The organism is Spirochaeta isovalerica, assembly GCF_014207565.1.
GTDB lineage: Bacteria > Spirochaetota > Spirochaetia > DSM-2461 > DSM-2461 > Spirochaeta_F > Spirochaeta_F isovalerica.
The window spans coordinates 18821-35588 of sequence record NZ_JACHGJ010000010.1 but is presented as its reverse complement, the minus strand read 5'-3'; the positions used below and the strand labels follow the sequence as shown (position 1 = coordinate 35588).

Below are 16768 nucleotides of genomic sequence, written 5' to 3'. Positions count from 1 at the left end.
GGTCCCCGTTGCTGAATTTTTTTCATTACAAATTAAACAGAAAGATACTGTTAGCTTTCTTATTCATACTGATTATCCCCGGTTTCTTCTCTTTGGGTATGAACTATTATACGCGTTATATAACCGTTCATTCCGAAGTGGAAAGCCGGCTGCGCGAAGGGGTTTCGGTTTACTTTAAAGAATTTGAAATCATCAGTCAGAAATGCCAGACCATAGTATCCATTTATTCGGAAAAAGATTTCGTAATCGATCATATTCTCAATGGCGACAACCCTCTCTTCAGACAAGATATCATCGATTTTTACAGAATGGGTGTCGTTGATATCATTGAAATCGAAGATGCGAAAGGAGAAGTCATTTTCAGGGGACATAACCCCGACCGCGCCGGAGACAGCAAGATTGATCAACAGCTTATTCAGGAGGGGCTTGATGGCAATGAGAGCATCGGCTTTGAATCCGGACAGACAGGCTTTGCCATACGGGCCGTAGCGCCTATAAAAAATAACAGGGATATTATCGGGCTGTTTATGGCCGGGGAACGGTTTTCCGATGAATTTGTTGACAATCTGAAAACTCTGACACTCCTGGAAAATGGAATATACCGGAATAACAGCAAGGTCGTTTCCACCTATGATGGGTTGGAAATTCTCGATGAAACCATTCTTGCAAAATTGAAAAAGGGTGAAATCTACCTGGGAGATCAATTACAGATCAACGGTTCGCCCTATCATGCCATTATAAAGCCTATTTTTTCACGGGGAGATTACTGGGGAGCAGTCTGCCTCGGGATTTCCCAGCAGGAGAGTGAACGAATATTTCAATATTCCAATAGACAGGTCATATACATTGTCCTTGGCGGAATCCTCCTGGCCCTCGTTATCTATTTTCTTCTGGCCCGGAACATAAACAGTTCTCTTGAGAAAGTTATAACCGGTATTACCAATTACAGTTTCGATCACCCCAATTTGCCCATAGAGCTGGAGGAAAGTGATGAGTTCGGGATAATTGCCCGGAATTTTAATGATCTGATTTATAAAATCGAAATTTACAACAAGAGAATAGAAACACTCCAAAACGACCTCTTAAAGTCGGCGAAACTGGCAACGGCCGGGCAGATCGCGGCAAATCTGGCCCATGAAATAAGAAATCCGCTCAGTTCTATAAAAATGATGGCCCAGATAGTCCGTTCCAGATACCTGAAGGGACCTTCCGGCAGAGAAGAGATGGATATCATTCTGGAAGAGATTGACAGAATAAACATTAAGGTAAAAGAGCTTCTCGAGTTTGCCAAACCAAGCCGTATGGATTTCTCCCGGCAGGACATCCATCCGATCATCGACAGTCTTCTCAATCTTCTCGCCTATAATCTGTCTGAAAATGAGATCAACCTGACAAAGGATTTTGATCCCGGCCTGCCGGACCTCTATGTTGATGGGGAAAAAATCAGAATCTGTTTTATGAACATTATAGTCAATGCCGTACAGGCTATGCCTAACGGCGGAGAACTGACTATATCTACAAAACGATTTTACAATAAGGCCTACATAACTATCTGTAACAGTTGCGAGCGGGAACTGGAAACAGACAAGTTTTTCGAGCCTTTTTATACTACAAAAGAAGATGGCACCGGCCTGGGACTGGCTATTTCCAAACTTGAGATCGATCGGCATAACGGAGATATGGAAGTTTCAATGATCGATGGATTTATCTGTTTCAAAATCATTCTGCCACTTAATGATTACGGGGAGGATGAATACTATGGCTGAGATTCTTGTTGTTGATGATGAGAAAAATATCATAAAGAGTTTTCAATCTCTTCTCTCCGAAGAGCACAGGGTTTATGGAGCATCTAACCGCAGGAAAACTCTGGAAATCATCGGGAATCAGACAATCGATGTCCTTTTTCTCGACTATAACCTTTCCGGAGAAAACGGACTGGAAATCCTCAGGGAAGTGAAGAAGCATAAGCAGGACCTCTGTGTCGTAATGATTTCAGGACAGGGCAACTTCGAAGTGATCATTCAGGCCATGGCCATGGGAGCCTATGATTATCTTGAAAAACCGCTCGATATTGACAAAATCCAGGTCATTTTGAACCGGGTACTGAAAACCAGCAGAATTGAGAAAGTTATTAATTTCATGGTTGAAGAGCAGAGCAGCTACTACAGCCTGAACCGGATTATCGGAAAATCCGAAGCCATGCAGGGCATTTTCAAGCAGATCGGCCTCCTCCTCAATAAAGATATTTCTGTATTGATTACAGGTGAGAACGGAACGGGAAAGGAATTGATTGCCAGAGCTCTCCATTACGGAAGCCGGAGAAAAAACGAACCTTTTGTCGCCGTGAACTGCTCCGGGTTAAGTGAATCACTATTGGATAATGAATTGTTCGGACATGAGAAACAGGCATTTACAGGGGCCGATTCCCGAATGATCGGAAAATTTGAAAAGGCCGCAGAGGGAACGATCTTCCTCGATGAAATCGGAGAGATGCCCCTCGTTCTTCAGTCCAAATTGCTCCGGGTATTGCAGGAAAGGGAATTTCACAGATTAGGCGGAAACAAAGCTGTAAAAATGACGGCGAGGATTATTGCCGCCACTAATGTGGACATTGAAAGAGAAGTCGAGAACGGGCAATTCCGACGGGATCTCTTTTACCGGATCAACGCCACCAGGCTCCATGTTCCCCCATTGAAATACCGTCGCGAAGATATCCCCTTAATGCTCGATTATTTTGTTTCGGAATCGAACAGAAAGCTGAATAAGAAGATAAAAGGATTACCTGAACATATTCTGGAAAAACTCATGAAGTATGACTGGCCCGGAAATGTCCGGGAGCTTGAGAATACTGTCACAAACATGTGCATTAAAACTCATGGTGAAATCATTGAGGAATCCGCTGTTCCCGATTATCTGATGGAAAAAGGGTCTATGGCTCCTATCGATCATATGGATCGGTTTCTCTCCGATTTTGTCAGAAACAATGGGGAGAAATGCGATTTGCTGGAGCCATTAACAGAAATGATGGAACAGCGGCTCATCAGGATTCTCCGGGATGAATACAATTTTAATAAATCCCAGATCGCGGAAAAAATGGGAATCAGCCGCGTCACTCTTGCAAAGAAAATGAACAGATCGTGATCAATCTTTGAGCATAAATAGAAAAAGGAGGCAGTATAATTTTTATTCAGATTTCGCATCTGCTTACATAAAAAGGACTTAGATAGAATAAAAAAACAATCATATTGTCCTGGTATGATATTTGCAATATGTAGCAGTAGAGGTGAGATATGAAAATAAGGAAAAGAAAAGAAAATCGTACCCTTTCCGGTTTTAATACGTTAAAGCCATTTTGGAAACATCAGAATGCCATAAGTATTTCAAGAAAATTTCAGTCGGAAGGCACCCTGTACGGAGTGATGTCTCTGTTAATAAACTATATATCGGATCTACTGGAATCTACTTCAGAGGGATACAATCACGATGTATTTCTCAAATATAAGATTGAATTGACGAACGCAGATGCTTATGAAATCTGTCCGGAAAAATACATATACATATCAGATATGGAACAAAGCAACATTCGCTTTATTTATCAGATGATAGTCAGGATAACCGAAAGAATCATGAACATTCAGAATTCAATTTTCATGGTTGGCAGATTGTCTCAGTACGCCGAGTTCTTCAGCGTTGAAAAAGAGCTTATAAGTGCTCTTGTGACAATCGTTCAAGGTTATTTCGATTCTCATAACATTTCGGCAGGCGCTGTTCAGCGTTATTCCGAAATAATGGGGAAATTCTCTGTAACGGTTAATCAATTTTCGATACAGAAAAACCTGGTTTCCTGGCAGAAACATACAGAAGAGATTGCGCGTAATCTCAATCAAATTGACGAAAGCAATAAACGAATCCTGACCAGACTGACCAAACTGGATACGGGAATGACAAAAAGAAAAGTAAAAAGAGGAGTTATATAATGTCAATCTGGAATCTTTTTTCCCTGGTAGGAGGATTAGCCGTCTTTCTATTCGGGATGATGGAGATGAACAAACACCTGACATCAATTGCAGGCAGTAAAATGAAGGGTATCATGCTGACCCTGACCAAAGATAAATACAGAGGTTATCTGACCGGGTTGGGAATCACCATAGTCAATCAGTCTTCTTCCGCGACCACCGTACTGGAAGCGGCTCTTGTCGGGGCGGGATTGATGACTTTCCAGCAGAGTCTGGCTGTTACGCTCGGGGCGGAACTCGGTTCAACCTTCCTTCCTCAGCTGGTCGCCTTCCCTTCGATAACCAAATTTTCAACATTTATCGTATTTATAGGATTTGTTCTGCTGATTTCAGCAAAAACCAAAAAGAGCCGGCACATCGGCATGACCATATTTACTTTCGGACTGCTTTTTCTGGGAATGGATATGATGTCCTCTTCTCTGAAGCCCCTGAGAACATATCAGCCCTTTATCGATCTGATGAAGAATGTGGAAACACCTGTTCTCGGAATCATTCTGGGAATGCTTTTTACTATGATAATCCAATCATCGGGTGCCACAACGGGAATAACAATCGCCATGGCCATGTCAGGAACCATATCTCTCGAACAGGCCATTCCCATAAATCTCGGTGCGGCTGTAGGGACCTGTATAACAGCGGTTCTCGGAAGCATAACGCTCAACTGGGAAGCGAAGCGTTCCGCATATATCCATATCCTGTTCCAGCTGATCGGAGCTTTCTGGGTCTTTATCCTCCTGAGTATTCCCTTTCAGGGAGAAAGGCTGTATATCTGGGGGATAAAGTGGTTTACCCTTCATGTTCTGGGAACTGAGAGTCTAGCCCGGCAGATAGCCATGGGATTCACTTTTATGCCGGTTATCAACCATATAATCGTTTTTCCGAATCTTAAACTGATTGTCAAACTCTTTGACCGGTTATTCCCCGAAAGAGAAGCTCCCAAGCCATTCGGTCCTAAATACATTAACAACGGACTTATCGGGAAAAGCGTCGAACTTTCACTGATGATGACCAGAAAAGAAATTATCAGAGTCTCAGAATATATTCAGGAAATGATAAGTGAAATGAAAGTGGCTTTCCGAAGCAAAAATACGGAGATTCTTGGTAAATTCAGTGAACTGGACTCCAAAGTGGATATTCTTCACAAAGCGATTATGACATTCCTCGCCAGACTTTCACAGGAGGAGCTCTCTTCGGAAGAGTCCCGGCGCTGCATGAATTATATGTATATTCAGAATGAGCTTGAATCGATCGGAGATGTCATTGATAAGAATATAATGGTCCTGGCAGCGAAGAAAATAGAGAAGGATCTACTCTTTTCTGAAGATGGCTTTCACGAGCTGGAGCATCTGATTTACAAGGTCAACAAGAACTTTGAATCACTGACTGCTGCTCTCCGTAACGACGATAGTGTCGAGGCGATGAAAGTCGTCAATTCCTATAAGGACAAGGATGAGGAAAAATACAAAGAGATGCACATCGGAAGATTGTCCAAAGGCCTTTCCGAATCAATTGCCACTTCTTCTGTTCACCTCGATCTGATCTCCTATTTCAGCAGAATCAACAGCCATATAGCCTATATAGCCGGACGTTTGACTCCGGCTGATCAACAGTAAAGGATTTCTATTGAATATAAGCCTTATAAACCCCGGTCAGTCTAGACAGACCGGGGTTGTTTTCAGGACTCAGTATTTCCGCTGAGGAAACGATAGATCTCATCCTGAGCTCTGAAAGGAGTGTCTCCCTGCTCCGAGACATATTTATTCGCCAGTGAATAATCGAGGATCCGGGCTTTGACATTATCCCGCCAGTATATTTCAAAAATATCGATGATCTCCCTCCGGAGTTTTTTATGCAATATGGGGCAGCTGACCTCTACACGCCTGTCGAGGTTCCTCGGCTGCAGATCCGAAGAGGTAATATAGACTTTTTCATCTCCGCCGTTGCAGAAAATCAGATAGCGCGAATGCTCCAGGTATTTATCGACAATACTGCGCGCTTCTATGTTGCCTCCGCCCCGTTTCCCATCGAGCTGAAGCGTAAACATTCCCCGGACGAGCATCTTTACCCGAACGCCGGCTTCCGCCGCCTGCAGAAGAGCTTCTCCCATATCGACATCGGCAAAATTATTCATCTTTATATAAATAAAGGCTTGTTTTCCCTCAAGAGCATTCTGTTTCTCCCTTTCGATACAAGCTGTAATGCCCGTTCTGTTCGTTACAGGAGAAAGGAGCAGATATTCCGGAGCTTTGATATAATAGGATCTGATCAGAAACGCGAAAACAGATTCCACCTCTTTTCCGATTTCTCTGCTGCCTGTGAGAAGATAGGTATCGGTGTAGAGCCTGGCCGTATCTTCATTGAAATTTCCCGTGCCGATTGTGCTGTAATATTCGAGCTCCCGCTTCCTGTTTCTCCTCGTAACAAGGCAGAGCTTGGAATGGACCTTCATGCCGCTGAAACCGAAAATGACATTGGCCCCTTCTTCCTTAAGCTTCTCGGCCCAGAAAATATTGGATTTTTCATCGAACCGGGCCTGAAGCTCGACGATGACGGTTACGGCTTTTCTGTTTCTCAAGGCATTGATCAGCGCGTTGACGATGCTGGAATACCGCGCGACCCGGTACAGAGTGATGCTGATGGATTCGACATTGGGATCGATGGAAGCTTCCCGGAGGAAGTCGATGATCGTTTCGTAACTGTGATAGGGAAAGTGAAGCAGCAGGTCCTGCTTTTTCAATACGCCGAGAATCCTGTTTTTGCCCAAGAGAGCGGGATGCCTCAACTGATTATGCCGCTTTTCCTCTTTCAGTAAGGTCATGGAAGGCAATTGCGTGAAATCCTTGATATAATGATACCGTCCGCCCGGTGTGAGAAACTGAGTTTTTCCCAGTTTCATCTTCGAATGGATCAGGCGGAACATTTCATCGGGTATGGTATTATCGTAAACGAAGCGGACCAGAGGCCCCTGTTTTCTCTTCTTGAGGCTCTTGTTGATTTTACTGACATAGCTGGTCTCCAGATCGTCTTCCAGATCGAGCCCCGCATCATTGGTGACTTTGATATTGTAGGAGTGATACTCTTTGAGATTCAGCATCCTGAAAATGGAAGGAAGACCGAAACGCACAATTTCATCAATGAAAATGATATGATCTTCACCGCTTTCCGTTGGGAGCTTTACAAAGCGGGGGAGAATTTTCGTGGGGATTTCTATAATACTGTACTTCTTTCCCCGCTGTTTCAGATGAAGCTCTACGGCGAGATATAAAACCTGGTCTTTGAGCTTGGGAAACTTATACCGGAAATCCAGAACCATGGGAAAAATATGAGAGCGAACTTTTTTGTTGAAGTATTCCTGAACGAAGATCTCCTGTTCGGCGGATAACTCTGTATAGCGCTTGATTATGATTTTTTCAGTCTTCAGCTCTTCGACTACGCAATTGATGAGTTCTTCGAAACGGGCACGCTGCCTTTTGACAATTTCGGCGATCTCATCCAGTACCGATTGGGGATCAGACCCGCCTATCAGTTCGGGATCGATCCGCTCCAGTTTTACCATGTGGATAAGACCGGCGACTTTAACCCGGAAAAACTCATCGAGGTTGTTGGAATAAATACCCAGAAATTTAATGCGGTCGGCCAGAGGGACCGAAGGATCGGCCGCTTCCTGCAGAACCCTCCCGTTAAAGGAAAGCCAGCTGACCTCCTTGTTTCGAAACTGCTCCATCAGTAGGCATCCCCGAAACAGGTATCGATTGCTCTGGCATGGCGTATCAGATCGAGATCTTCCGTAACCAGCTTCAGCTTACCCGCCACCTCCTCCAGAGGCCGGGCGACGATCCGATCCCCCTCCAGGGCAGCCATTGTTCCGAATTCCTCCCGGGCTATGAGATCCGCAGCATATGATCCGAGGCGCGTGGCCAATATCCGGTCCATAGGTGAAGGAGAACCGCCTCTCTGAATATACCCGAGTATTGTCTCGCGTGCTTCGAGACCCGTGAGCTTTGTTACAAGCTTGGCAATATAATGGGCCGGTCTGATCGTTGCTGATGCTCCGCTGGATTTCCTGGGTATGCTGATCCCCTCGGCAACGATAATGATCGAATAGGGCTTCCCTTCATTGTAGCGATGCTCCAGATATTTTTTAATCACTTTTTCCTTGTAGGGGATTTCGGGAATGAGAATCATATCGGCCCCGCCGGCAATTCCCGAATAGAGCGTCAGCCACCCGGCGTGATGCCCCATGACCTCGACGACCATGATCCTCTTATGAGAGTTCGCTGTGGAATGGATGCGGTCAATTGCCTCTGCGGCGATCTGCACGGCCGAATCGAAACCGAAAGTCAGGTCCGTCCCCCAGACATCATTATCAATTGTCTTAGGTAAGGCAACGACATTCAGGCCTTCCATCTGAAGTTTATGGGCCGTTTTCATTGTACCGTTTCCCCCGATGCAGACCAGGGCGTCGAGGCCGATCTCCCTGTAGGTTTCGACAATCTGCGCCGGCTTACTGTTTATGTAATCATCATAATCGACATTTTTATAGGGTTTTTCCCGCGATGTTCCCAGAATGGTGCCACCGAGCGTGAGAATCCCCGAAAGATCTCTCTCCGAAAGTTGACGGTACTCTTTATTGATCAGCCCCAGATACCCCGAAGAGAAGCCGTAAACCTCCATGCCGTATTCGAGTATAGCCGTCTTCCCGACCCCCCGGATAGCGGCATTGAGCCCCGGGCAATCTCCGCCGGCGGTCAGTATCCCGATTTTTTTTCCTTTCGATTTTATCGTACTCATATGGTTAATCCCCTTATATATCTATTTTAATTATTTTGTCATGATGAATTTTATGTCAACCTGACGTTAATTTTTGCATTAACATATAAAAGGACAGCATTTTAAATATGAAAAAGAAAGCAACCCATAGCGGAGTCGTTCCCTACAGAATAAACAGTAACTCTGAAATTGAGATTCTTCTTATTAAAAAGAGAGGCGATTCCCGATGGATGCTGCCCAAAGGGCACAAAGAACAGGGCCTTTCCAATCGGGAAGTTGCTTTGATGGAAGCCCGGGAGGAAGCGGGAATCGAAGGAACGGTTTTTGACTCGGCCTTTACGAAATACGGACATCCGAAAGGGAATAGCAAAGTAAAAGTCAAACTATTCCTGATGAAAGTCAGTCATGTCGCAGAGCATTGGCCCGAAGAGAAAAAGAGAAAGAGAAAGTGGTTTTCCATTGATGCGGGCCGGAAAAAAATTTGGCCCCGGAAATTGAGAAAAAGTTTTGAGCAAATCACTCAGATAATACAGAGCAGAGAGGGTTTTATGAAAGAAATCTGTTTTATCCGTCATGGCAAATCAGCTCATGGCAGTTCCATAATGCGGGATTTCGACCGCCCCCTGAACGCAAGAGGGGAAAAAGACAGCCTGAAAATGGGGAGAAGACTGGCCGCCAGAAACTTCCGGGCCGACCTGATTATCAGCAGTCCGGCTATCCGGGCAGCTTCGACTGCGGAGCGGATAGCCGAAGGGCTGGGTTATGACATGAATAAAATCCGCTTTGAAGAGGACCTGTACCTCTGTGAAATTGGCGATTTCAGAGAACTGATCAGAAGTATGGATGATTCTATACGCTCTATCATCATCATCGGACATAATCCCTCGATAGAGATGGCGGAATACTACTTTACCGGCATGGGCAGAGATAGTTTTCCCACTTGCGGCCTTTTCATCATGGAAACGGAATCCTGGAATGGATGCGGAAAAAAACAGTGCCGGGAAATTTTTTATGATTACCCGAAAAATGTGTTACATTAATGTTAGTAAAAGGGAAAAACTGTGCTGACTGAAATCGAAAATGTGAGACAAATACCCGACGAGGGACAACGGCGGTGGTTTATCGACAGCGATATGGATTTGATCCTCTGGTACGAAGAGGATAAGAATAAACCGACGGGTTTTCAGATATCCTACGATAAAAGATCCGTTCAGAGAACCGTAACCTGGAAAAGCTCCCATGCGGGCCATTCATCTCTGACATGTGACGGTCCGTATAATAAAAAAAGACTTATCAGATTGATGGAGCAGAAAGGAAGCAACCTGGAGCCGGAAGTTCTCAAACTGATACTGGGAAATCTCCGCGATCAGATAACATAGGGATAATAGACGAAGGCTGCCATAACCAGAGCCATAATGGCCGCCATGAGGACGGCTCCCGCACTGATATCCAGTAATTTCTCCGCCAGTTCATGGTACTCGTCAGTAAACATCTTTACCAGATATTCGATAGATGTGTTAAACAGCTCCGCTACGAGCACGAGACCGATGGAAAGAACAATTGCCATCCACTCGTATCTGTTGAAATGAAGAAAAAAACCGGAAAGGACAACAGGAAAAGCAAAGAGAAAGTGTATTTTAAAGCTGTTATCCGTTATGATGGCGATTTTCAGACCTTTAAAGGCATATCCGAATTTTCTTGTAATATGATCAAAGATATTCATATTTATATTTTATCATGGATCTTGTGATTTATACCCTGCTGTATGTATATTTATAGTTATGAAACAGTTGATCCGCACAGTACTTGTCTTTCTCATAGGTATGATAATCGCAGCTATCGGTGTCTATTTTTATTTTGATATGACTTCAGCCCCGAAAGAAACAAGAAAGCTCAATCCTCTTTCCCTGACGGGAGAGGAGGAAGCTTTCATCACAGCCATCTCGGGAGAAGTATTTATTCTCAGAGACGACAGCATCATTGAAGCCGAGACGGGAACCGCCCTCTACGCGGGCGATATAATCAAGGTCGTGGACGAGTCTTTCTGTCAGGTCCAGTTCTCAACCGTGGCTTCTGCCCGGCTCCGGAGCAACACGATCATAAAAATCCGCAGTCTCCTGAATATGGACAGTGCTCCGGATATAAAGACGGAAATCCTAACGGGAACCATGCTCTACCGGGTCAACAAACTGCGGGAAGGGGAAAAACTCGAAGTTAAATCGGAAGACAAGATATATTCCGTCAAAGGCACGACCTTCCTCGTGGACCGCAATGGAGACGGCACATACCTGATTGTCGATGAAGGACAGGTTGACGTGGCTCTTGAAGACGGTTCGGGCGAACTTGTGGAAGCAGGAGCGGGACAGGAATATTTCGTTGTCCGGGGCGAAACGACCGGAACCCTGGCGCCTATGTCCGAATCTTCCAGGGAAATGATCGTCGACGGAGAGAGCTTTAAAATCCTCGATCTTTCGGGAGATAAAGGATCTCTTGTCAAAACGGGTATCGTAACCGTGCCGTCGGACGCTCAGATTTATGTAAACGGTTATCTTTCCGGTCGCGGCCTATTTACAGGCATATTCCCGGCGGGTGAAGAATTAACCGTACTGGTACGCAAAAGAGGATATGCCGATAAAGTCCTGATGATAAACGCGGAAACCGATCTTGAATACCGAGTGGTTCTCGATCCGGAACAGACTGATCAGGAGATTCTCGAACGGGAGCGGGCCATAAGCGCCGAGCAGGGACTGGCCGACAGACTCAGAATGGAACTCGAGTCCCGGACGGAAAGGCTGAAAGAAGTCGAAGCACTGATTGTTGAGCTGAAAGATGAAAACAGCGATCTGATTTCACAGTCTGCAGAAGATGAGAACCGCATACGCCGGATGACGGGAAGAATTCAGGAACTGGAACGGAAACAGATAGACCTGGCTACCGATATAGATGAGCTTGAGAGAAAGCTGAACGAAAGCGAAGCCCGGGAAGCCAAACTCCGCGAATTGATAAAACAGATTCAGGAAATATCCAGTGATCCCGGCGAATCTAGCGATAATCCGTCAGGGGAATGATTTCCATCGTCTCCCCTGTCAGATTTTTGAAGGCTTTTTCAACTTCATCTGACAGGGAGAGAGTTTTCTTTTCAAGTAAATCAATTTTCTCCCGGCATAGGTCGAAGGCGGGGTTTCCCGTTGTGCCCTTATAGTTTCGGCTGGCCAGTGCCTCACGGGCATCGCGGTCACCGAGTTTATCCAGATTAAGCCCCACTTCTTTATAGGCTTCGCGGAAAGTGCTTCCCGCTGCTACCATTTCCAGAGCCGCATCGGTTGCATGGATATCGGGTGTGAACCCCTTAATCAGCTGATCCTCCCGGACGTTCAACCGGCTGACAGTCAGGTCCATGACTCTCATCATGGTGAGAGCCAGCCGGGTTCCCCTGATAAAAGGCTCTTTGGTCATCTGCACATCGCGATTGTAACCGGAAGGTAGCGAACGGATGATGTTTTTAACCTCTGTAGCCGCAGCGGAGAGAACAGCTGAGGCGGAACGGGTCAGCTCGAGTCCATCGGGATTTTTCTTCTGAGGCATGATGCTCGATCCGGTGCACAACTCATCGGGCAGCTTGAAGTAACCGAATTCCGGCAGGGAAAACAGAATGAGATCCTGAGCCATCTTACTCAGGGTCAAACCGATCTGATCAAGAGAGTCGAGAATGATGGACTCGAACTTCCCTCTTGAATTATTGGCATAAATCACATTGTTCTGAACAGCGGGGAACCCCATCAGCCGGGCAGTCATTTCGCGGTCCAGAGGAAGGGGGACGCCGTAACCGGCCGCCGCTCCCAGGGGATTCTGGTTAATCAGTTCGAGGGTGTTATATACGACTTTCAGATCGTCAGCCAGCTCTTCGGCATAGCTGCCCATCCAGAGTCCCACCGACGAGGGCATGGCCGTCTGCATGTGGGTTCGCCCGGGCATTGGCACGGAGCTGTATTTCCGAGCGAAGGACAGTAAGGTCCGGACAAGGGTTACGCCGGTCTCCATTATGCCGATAAGAACGGACCGCCCGTAGACTCGGACCGCTGTAACGGACTGGTCATTCCGGCTTCTGCCTGTGTGTATCCTCTTCCCTGCGTCGCCGCATATCTCCACCAGCCGGTTTTCAATAGCTGTGTGCCCATCCTCATCACTGAGTTTTATTTCAAAATGACCTTCGGCATGATCATGCATAATGGAAATCAGACCCTTTTTCAGGTTTTCCAGATCGGCAGAACTGATAATGCCGATGGATTGGAGCATGGAAGCATGAGCCAGAGAAGCCAGACAGTCGGATGGAACCAGATTCATATCGAGCCGGTAGTCTCTCCCGACGGTAAATTCCTCGATCAGCTTATCGGTCGAATAATTTTTTTCCCACAATTTCCCCATAACTTCCTCCCCGTCTATAGTGCAAAAATGATGGATTTGGCTCGAAAGCGAAGCTGTCGGAGCGGAAGAAGCGCAGAATAGCGGAGCTATTTGAGCATTCTGAGTACAGCGCAGCGCAGCATGCGGGCCAAAGGCGCATTTTTGAAAAAAAGATGTATTTGGGCTGTAGGCAAGGCGTCAGGAGCACAGAAAGCGCAGAATAGCGGAGCTATTTGAGCATGTCGAGCACCGCACAACGCAACATACAGTTCAAAGACACTTTTTTTGTAAAAAAAAGAGGCTGTTGCTGTATATAGCAACGCCTCTTCTATCATTGATTAAAAGAAAGAATTATTCAACATTCAGAACGTTTTTCATAGCGTCCAGAAGGCTGTTTTTGGGAAGAGCTCCCATAGCCATCTGGGGCTGTCCGTCTTTAGGTACGAACAGGAGAGAAGGAATGCTCTGGATTCCGAATGCCGCAGCCAGTTCCTGCTGCTCTTCCGTGTTTACTTTGTAAACATTCATTTTACCTTCGAACTCTGTCGAAAGCTCTTCCAGAATGGGAGCGACCATTTTACAAGGACCGCACCAGTCTGCGTAGAAATCGATAATACAGGGCAGGTCCCCTTCGAATTTCCAATCTTTGTTTTCTGTATAATTGAATACTTTTTCTTTGAAAGTATCCACTGTAAGATGTTCAGCCATTACATCACCTCTTTTCTTTTGTTGATGTCAATATATATAACTTTCCATATATAGTCAAGACATATAAATAATTTTTAATCGTTTCGGCACTTTTTCAATAATATTTGCCATTAGGCACTGTGCACTTATAATTTAATATAATGAAGAAAAGTCACCACAACCAGGAAAAACTTGAAAAACTCTTTAACAATTGTCCTTCCATCGATATAGATGACAGCGATAAAATTGTGATTTTCAGCGATTTTCATTTAGGCGGAAGAAAAAGCCGCGATGATTTTCTCCCGAATTCAGAGATGTTTTTTACCATTCTGCAGAAGTATTATTACGACGGGGGATACAAACTGATCCTCAACGGGGATGTTGAGGAACTGCAGAAAGTCTCGCTGACAACCATCTACAGAAGATGGCATGACCTCTACGAACTCTTCGGGAAGTTCCGAGACCGCGACGGACTCTACAAAATTGTCGGCAACCACGACGGAGATCTCCTTCTGATTAAAAACACCATAAATTTCCGCCCCAATGATATCAACTATCAGATCCTTCCGGGGTTGAAACTGCAATACAAAGACAACACTATTTTCGTTCTTCACGGCCATCAGGCTTCCAATTACCACGGTTTCATCAATTCGCTTGTCGGTCTTTCGCTGAAATACATAGCCCACCCTCTTATGATAAAAAACATCAAGCGGCCCTATACCAATGTGAAAAAACTGAAAGCTGAAGAGAAAATTTACGATTTCAGCAAGGATAAGAAAATCCTTTCTCTTGTCGGTCATACCCACAGAGCCCTTTTCGAAGGACTGTCGGAAGCGGATTACCTGAAATACAACATCGAGCAGAGGATAAGAAAATATCTGGAATCGGATGAGCATGAAAGGGCCAGACTGGAATCCTCCATCAGGGTGCTGGCAGACGCTCTCAAGGAACTCCTGAAGACGGGAGACCACTACGATTCCTTCAGCAGCATATACGACCATATGATTATTCCCTGCCTTTTCAATTCAGGCTGCGTCATCGACAGGAAAGGCATCAACTGCCTGGAAATCGAAAACGGTCATATATCACTTGTATCCTGGTACGACGAAACCAACAGGAAGAGCAATATAACGTATAATCCGGTGACTCATAAAAGGCTCGATGACACCAGTTACTGCCGGGCCCGATTGAAGAAGGACTCTCTTGATTACATTTTCACCAGGATAGATCTTCTGACATAAAAAACAGGAAATCGTTAAAAGGGAAGATTTAAATGCCTCTCCCTTGCAAAGAAAACAGCACTGAAGTATGATTCAATTTTAGGAAATCAGTCATTTATGCAACTAACCAAGGCAATTGAACTGGAAGAGGAAAGCTTCGGACTGTTTGTCTCCAATGAGATGGGCGAACTGCTCTCACTGACAAAATTACTTTCCAGGCAATCCAGTTATGACAATATTCAGCGGCCTATCATAGGCAAATTACATCTCGAATCGACGCGGTGCGAAGAAATCCTCGATCATTACGGCGCAAAGCAGAACAGATTCTGGTACCCCTTCCGTCAGACCATCGCCGTCAGCAAATCCTTTACGACAATTGCCTATAACCTGCTTCATATAAAACAGACCGCGCCTCTTTATAATCTCAGCGAAGTGGACAGCGACTTTCTCAATGAAACAGATAAAATCAGCGATATTATTCTCAAAAGCCTGATACAGAATTCCCGGACCATGATCAGTATCGCTCAGAAAAAAAAGATTCTCATAAATGAAGGCGCTTACGATATTGATGATTTTACAGAGCTCTACCCCGAAGGGAAGCTGCCTAACAACCGCAAAAGACGGAGAACAAGATTCCCCTCGCGCATTGCCATAAACCTGGCCACTTCCTTCCTCAATCTGGCAGAAGAGAGCAAGAGCCTGAAAATCTATAAGAAAATGAGCCGCAGAGAGTACAGAAGCTGTATCCCCGATATAATTAGCGAAGAGGGGATGAGAATACTGGAGAACAAGTTTCACAACCTCCAGTCCATCTACGACACCCATCTGGAATTGACCGATATCGCACTCCATGATAAAAATCTTCCCGTCCTCAGAGGACAGATTTCCCTGGTTTACAATCTTCTGGAAACAGCCACGGTTCTCGTTCATTATATAGAAAGGCATGCCGGCTATTTCAGCAAGAAATGGAAATATAAGAAACATATTGAAGAGGGCCAATGCCTGTCCATACTGATGGATTATTTTATCACCTACTGCGATAGGTTCATTGTTTCCGCACAGGAAGTCTGTCGATCCGTGCTACGCCAGTATTCTGTACCCGACAGGATAACCGTCAGCATTCCCAACTACAGAGGCTTCCATGTCCGCCCTTCGACTCTTATCTCAAAGATCGTTCTTCATTACGGCGGCAATGTGAAAATGCAGCTCCACGATCAGATCTATGATGCATCCATGCCTCTTGAACTGTTCAGAGCCAATGAAGTCATAAACTCCGACAAAAGAGCCGCTGCTGCCAGGGAAATAATGAAACATCCCCTTATCCGGCAGCTGAAAATCGAAAAGCTATCGACCGAAGAAATGAAAAAGAAACTCCGGATCATCTTTCTCGATCTGATGGAACAGAAAACCCTGCTCCTCTACGAAAACAGTTTCTCCTTTGAAGAACTGGATCCCCTCGAGGATGAAAATCTGATCGATTACGTCAAACGGGCGATCACGACTTATCTGGCGCTGGGAAAAATCGACATTTCGAGCAGGCTTACGGTCACCTTCTCCGGAGACAAACGGGTTCTGAAAGATATAGAAATCCTCGCCGAAAACGGATACGGCGAGGACCTCTTCGGGAATAATATTGTTCTGCCTTCCGAACTATCCTATCTGAGACGGTAG

The 16768-nt window shown here is 45.4% G+C and carries 14 protein-coding genes; 9 read left to right on the top strand and 5 right to left on the bottom strand.

Going from position 1 to position 16768, the window contains the following annotated elements; genetic code table 11:
* Positions 1-98 precede the first annotated feature (98 nt).
* From HNR50_RS19105 to HNR50_RS19090, 4 genes are all read left to right on the top strand, one after another.
* The gene (locus HNR50_RS19105) at positions 99-1766 is read left to right on the top strand and encodes a histidine kinase dimerization/phospho-acceptor domain-containing protein (RefSeq protein WP_184748407.1); all 1668 of its coding nucleotides are present in this window, start codon (positions 99-101) and stop codon (positions 1764-1766) included.
* Complete coding sequence (locus HNR50_RS19100; RefSeq protein ID WP_184748406.1) at positions 1759-3141, top strand: sigma-54-dependent transcriptional regulator; 1383 nt, start codon at positions 1759-1761, stop codon at positions 3139-3141. The genes HNR50_RS19105 and HNR50_RS19100 overlap by 8 nt, the downstream gene beginning before the upstream one ends.
* Positions 3142-3419: 278 nt before the next feature.
* Complete coding sequence (locus HNR50_RS19095; RefSeq protein ID WP_184748405.1) at positions 3420-3977, top strand: hypothetical protein; 558 nt, start codon at positions 3420-3422, stop codon at positions 3975-3977.
* Positions 3977-5629, top strand: a complete 1653-nt coding sequence (locus HNR50_RS19090; RefSeq protein ID WP_184748404.1) for a Na/Pi cotransporter family protein — start codon at positions 3977-3979, stop codon at positions 5627-5629. Before HNR50_RS19095 ends, HNR50_RS19090 begins: the two co-directional genes overlap by 1 nt.
* A 62-nt stretch (positions 5630-5691) precedes the next feature.
* Here HNR50_RS19090 and ppk1 read toward each other — a convergent pair whose 3' ends face one another.
* Both ppk1 and HNR50_RS19080 read right to left on the bottom strand, forming a co-directional pair.
* Entirely contained in the window at positions 5692-7740 is a 2049-nt protein-coding gene (gene ppk1, locus HNR50_RS19085) for a polyphosphate kinase 1 (RefSeq protein WP_246434122.1), read from the bottom strand.
* A complete protein-coding gene (locus HNR50_RS19080) occupies positions 7740-8807 on the bottom strand; it encodes a 6-phosphofructokinase (RefSeq protein ID WP_184748403.1) in 1068 nt (355 codons plus the stop codon). The genes ppk1 and HNR50_RS19080 overlap by 1 nt, the downstream gene beginning before the upstream one ends.
* Positions 8808-8914: 107 nt before the next feature.
* Here HNR50_RS19080 and HNR50_RS19075 point away from each other — a divergent pair, with 107 nt between their 5' ends.
* Both HNR50_RS19075 and HNR50_RS19070 read left to right on the top strand, forming a co-directional pair.
* Entirely contained in the window at positions 8915-9826 is a 912-nt protein-coding gene (locus HNR50_RS19075; RefSeq protein ID WP_184748402.1) for a histidine phosphatase family protein, read from the top strand.
* 21 nt (positions 9827-9847) lie between these two features.
* A complete protein-coding gene (locus tag HNR50_RS19070; protein ID WP_184748401.1) occupies positions 9848-10165 on the top strand; it encodes a hypothetical protein in 318 nt (105 codons plus the stop codon).
* On the opposite strand, the gene HNR50_RS19065 is transcribed toward HNR50_RS19070, so the two are convergent.
* Positions 10153-10509 carry a diacylglycerol kinase family protein gene (locus HNR50_RS19065; RefSeq protein WP_184748400.1) on the bottom strand — a complete coding sequence of 119 codons (357 nt, stop codon included), beginning with the start codon at positions 10507-10509 and terminating at the stop codon, positions 10153-10155. The two genes, HNR50_RS19070 and HNR50_RS19065, sit on opposite strands and share 13 nt — an antisense overlap.
* 58 nt (positions 10510-10567) lie before the next feature.
* Between HNR50_RS19065 and HNR50_RS19060 the strand changes: the two genes are divergently transcribed.
* Positions 10568-11854, top strand: a complete 1287-nt coding sequence (locus HNR50_RS19060; RefSeq protein ID WP_184748399.1) for a FecR domain-containing protein — start codon at positions 10568-10570, stop codon at positions 11852-11854.
* Here the strand turns inward: HNR50_RS19060 and argH are convergent.
* Both argH and trxA read right to left on the bottom strand, forming a co-directional pair.
* A complete protein-coding gene (gene argH, locus HNR50_RS19055; RefSeq protein ID WP_184748398.1) occupies positions 11829-13211 on the bottom strand; it encodes an argininosuccinate lyase in 1383 nt (460 codons plus the stop codon). The two genes, HNR50_RS19060 and argH, sit on opposite strands and share 26 nt — an antisense overlap.
* Positions 13212-13541: 330 nt before the next feature.
* Positions 13542-13898: a thioredoxin gene (gene trxA / locus HNR50_RS19050; protein WP_184748397.1), complete on the bottom strand. Its 357-nt coding sequence runs from the start codon at positions 13896-13898 to the stop codon at positions 13542-13544.
* A gap of 140 nt (positions 13899-14038) precedes the next feature.
* On the opposite strand from trxA, the gene HNR50_RS19045 reads away from it, so the two are divergent.
* Positions 14039-15118: a metallophosphoesterase family protein gene (locus HNR50_RS19045; protein ID WP_184748396.1), complete on the top strand. Its 1080-nt coding sequence runs from the start codon at positions 14039-14041 to the stop codon at positions 15116-15118.
* 96 nt (positions 15119-15214) lie between these two features.
* The gene (locus tag HNR50_RS19040) at positions 15215-16768 is read left to right on the top strand and encodes a hypothetical protein (RefSeq protein ID WP_184748395.1); all 1554 of its coding nucleotides are present in this window, start codon (positions 15215-15217) and stop codon (positions 16766-16768) included.

Bases quoted from the DNA above. Each gene is read 5' to 3' on its own strand.
- HNR50_RS19040 (WP_184748395.1), top strand. From the start codon at position 15,215: ATGCAACTAACCAAGGCAATTGAACTGGAAGAGGAAAGCTTCGGACTG.
- argH (WP_184748398.1), bottom strand. From the start codon at position 13,211: ATGGGGAAATTGTGGGAAAAAAATTATTCGACCGATAAGCTGATCGAG.
- HNR50_RS19105 (WP_184748407.1), top strand. From the start codon at position 99: ATGAACTATTATACGCGTTATATAACCGTTCATTCCGAAGTGGAAAGC.
- HNR50_RS19065 (WP_184748400.1), bottom strand. From the start codon at position 10,509: ATGAATATCTTTGATCATATTACAAGAAAATTCGGATATGCCTTTAAA.
- HNR50_RS19060 (WP_184748399.1), top strand. From the start codon at position 10,568: ATGAAACAGTTGATCCGCACAGTACTTGTCTTTCTCATAGGTATGATA.
- HNR50_RS19095 (WP_184748405.1), top strand. From the start codon at position 3,420: ATGTCTCTGTTAATAAACTATATATCGGATCTACTGGAATCTACTTCA.
- HNR50_RS19075 (WP_184748402.1), top strand. From the start codon at position 8,915: ATGAAAAAGAAAGCAACCCATAGCGGAGTCGTTCCCTACAGAATAAAC.
- HNR50_RS19045 (WP_184748396.1), top strand. From the start codon at position 14,039: ATGAAGAAAAGTCACCACAACCAGGAAAAACTTGAAAAACTCTTTAAC.
- ppk1 (WP_246434122.1), bottom strand. From the start codon at position 7,740: ATGGAGCAGTTTCGAAACAAGGAGGTCAGCTGGCTTTCCTTTAACGGG.
- HNR50_RS19100 (WP_184748406.1), top strand. From the start codon at position 1,759: ATGGCTGAGATTCTTGTTGTTGATGATGAGAAAAATATCATAAAGAGT.
- HNR50_RS19090 (WP_184748404.1), top strand. From the start codon at position 3,977: ATGTCAATCTGGAATCTTTTTTCCCTGGTAGGAGGATTAGCCGTCTTT.
- HNR50_RS19080 (WP_184748403.1), bottom strand. From the start codon at position 8,807: ATGAGTACGATAAAATCGAAAGGAAAAAAAATCGGGATACTGACCGCC.
- trxA (WP_184748397.1), bottom strand. From the start codon at position 13,898: ATGGCTGAACATCTTACAGTGGATACTTTCAAAGAAAAAGTATTCAAT.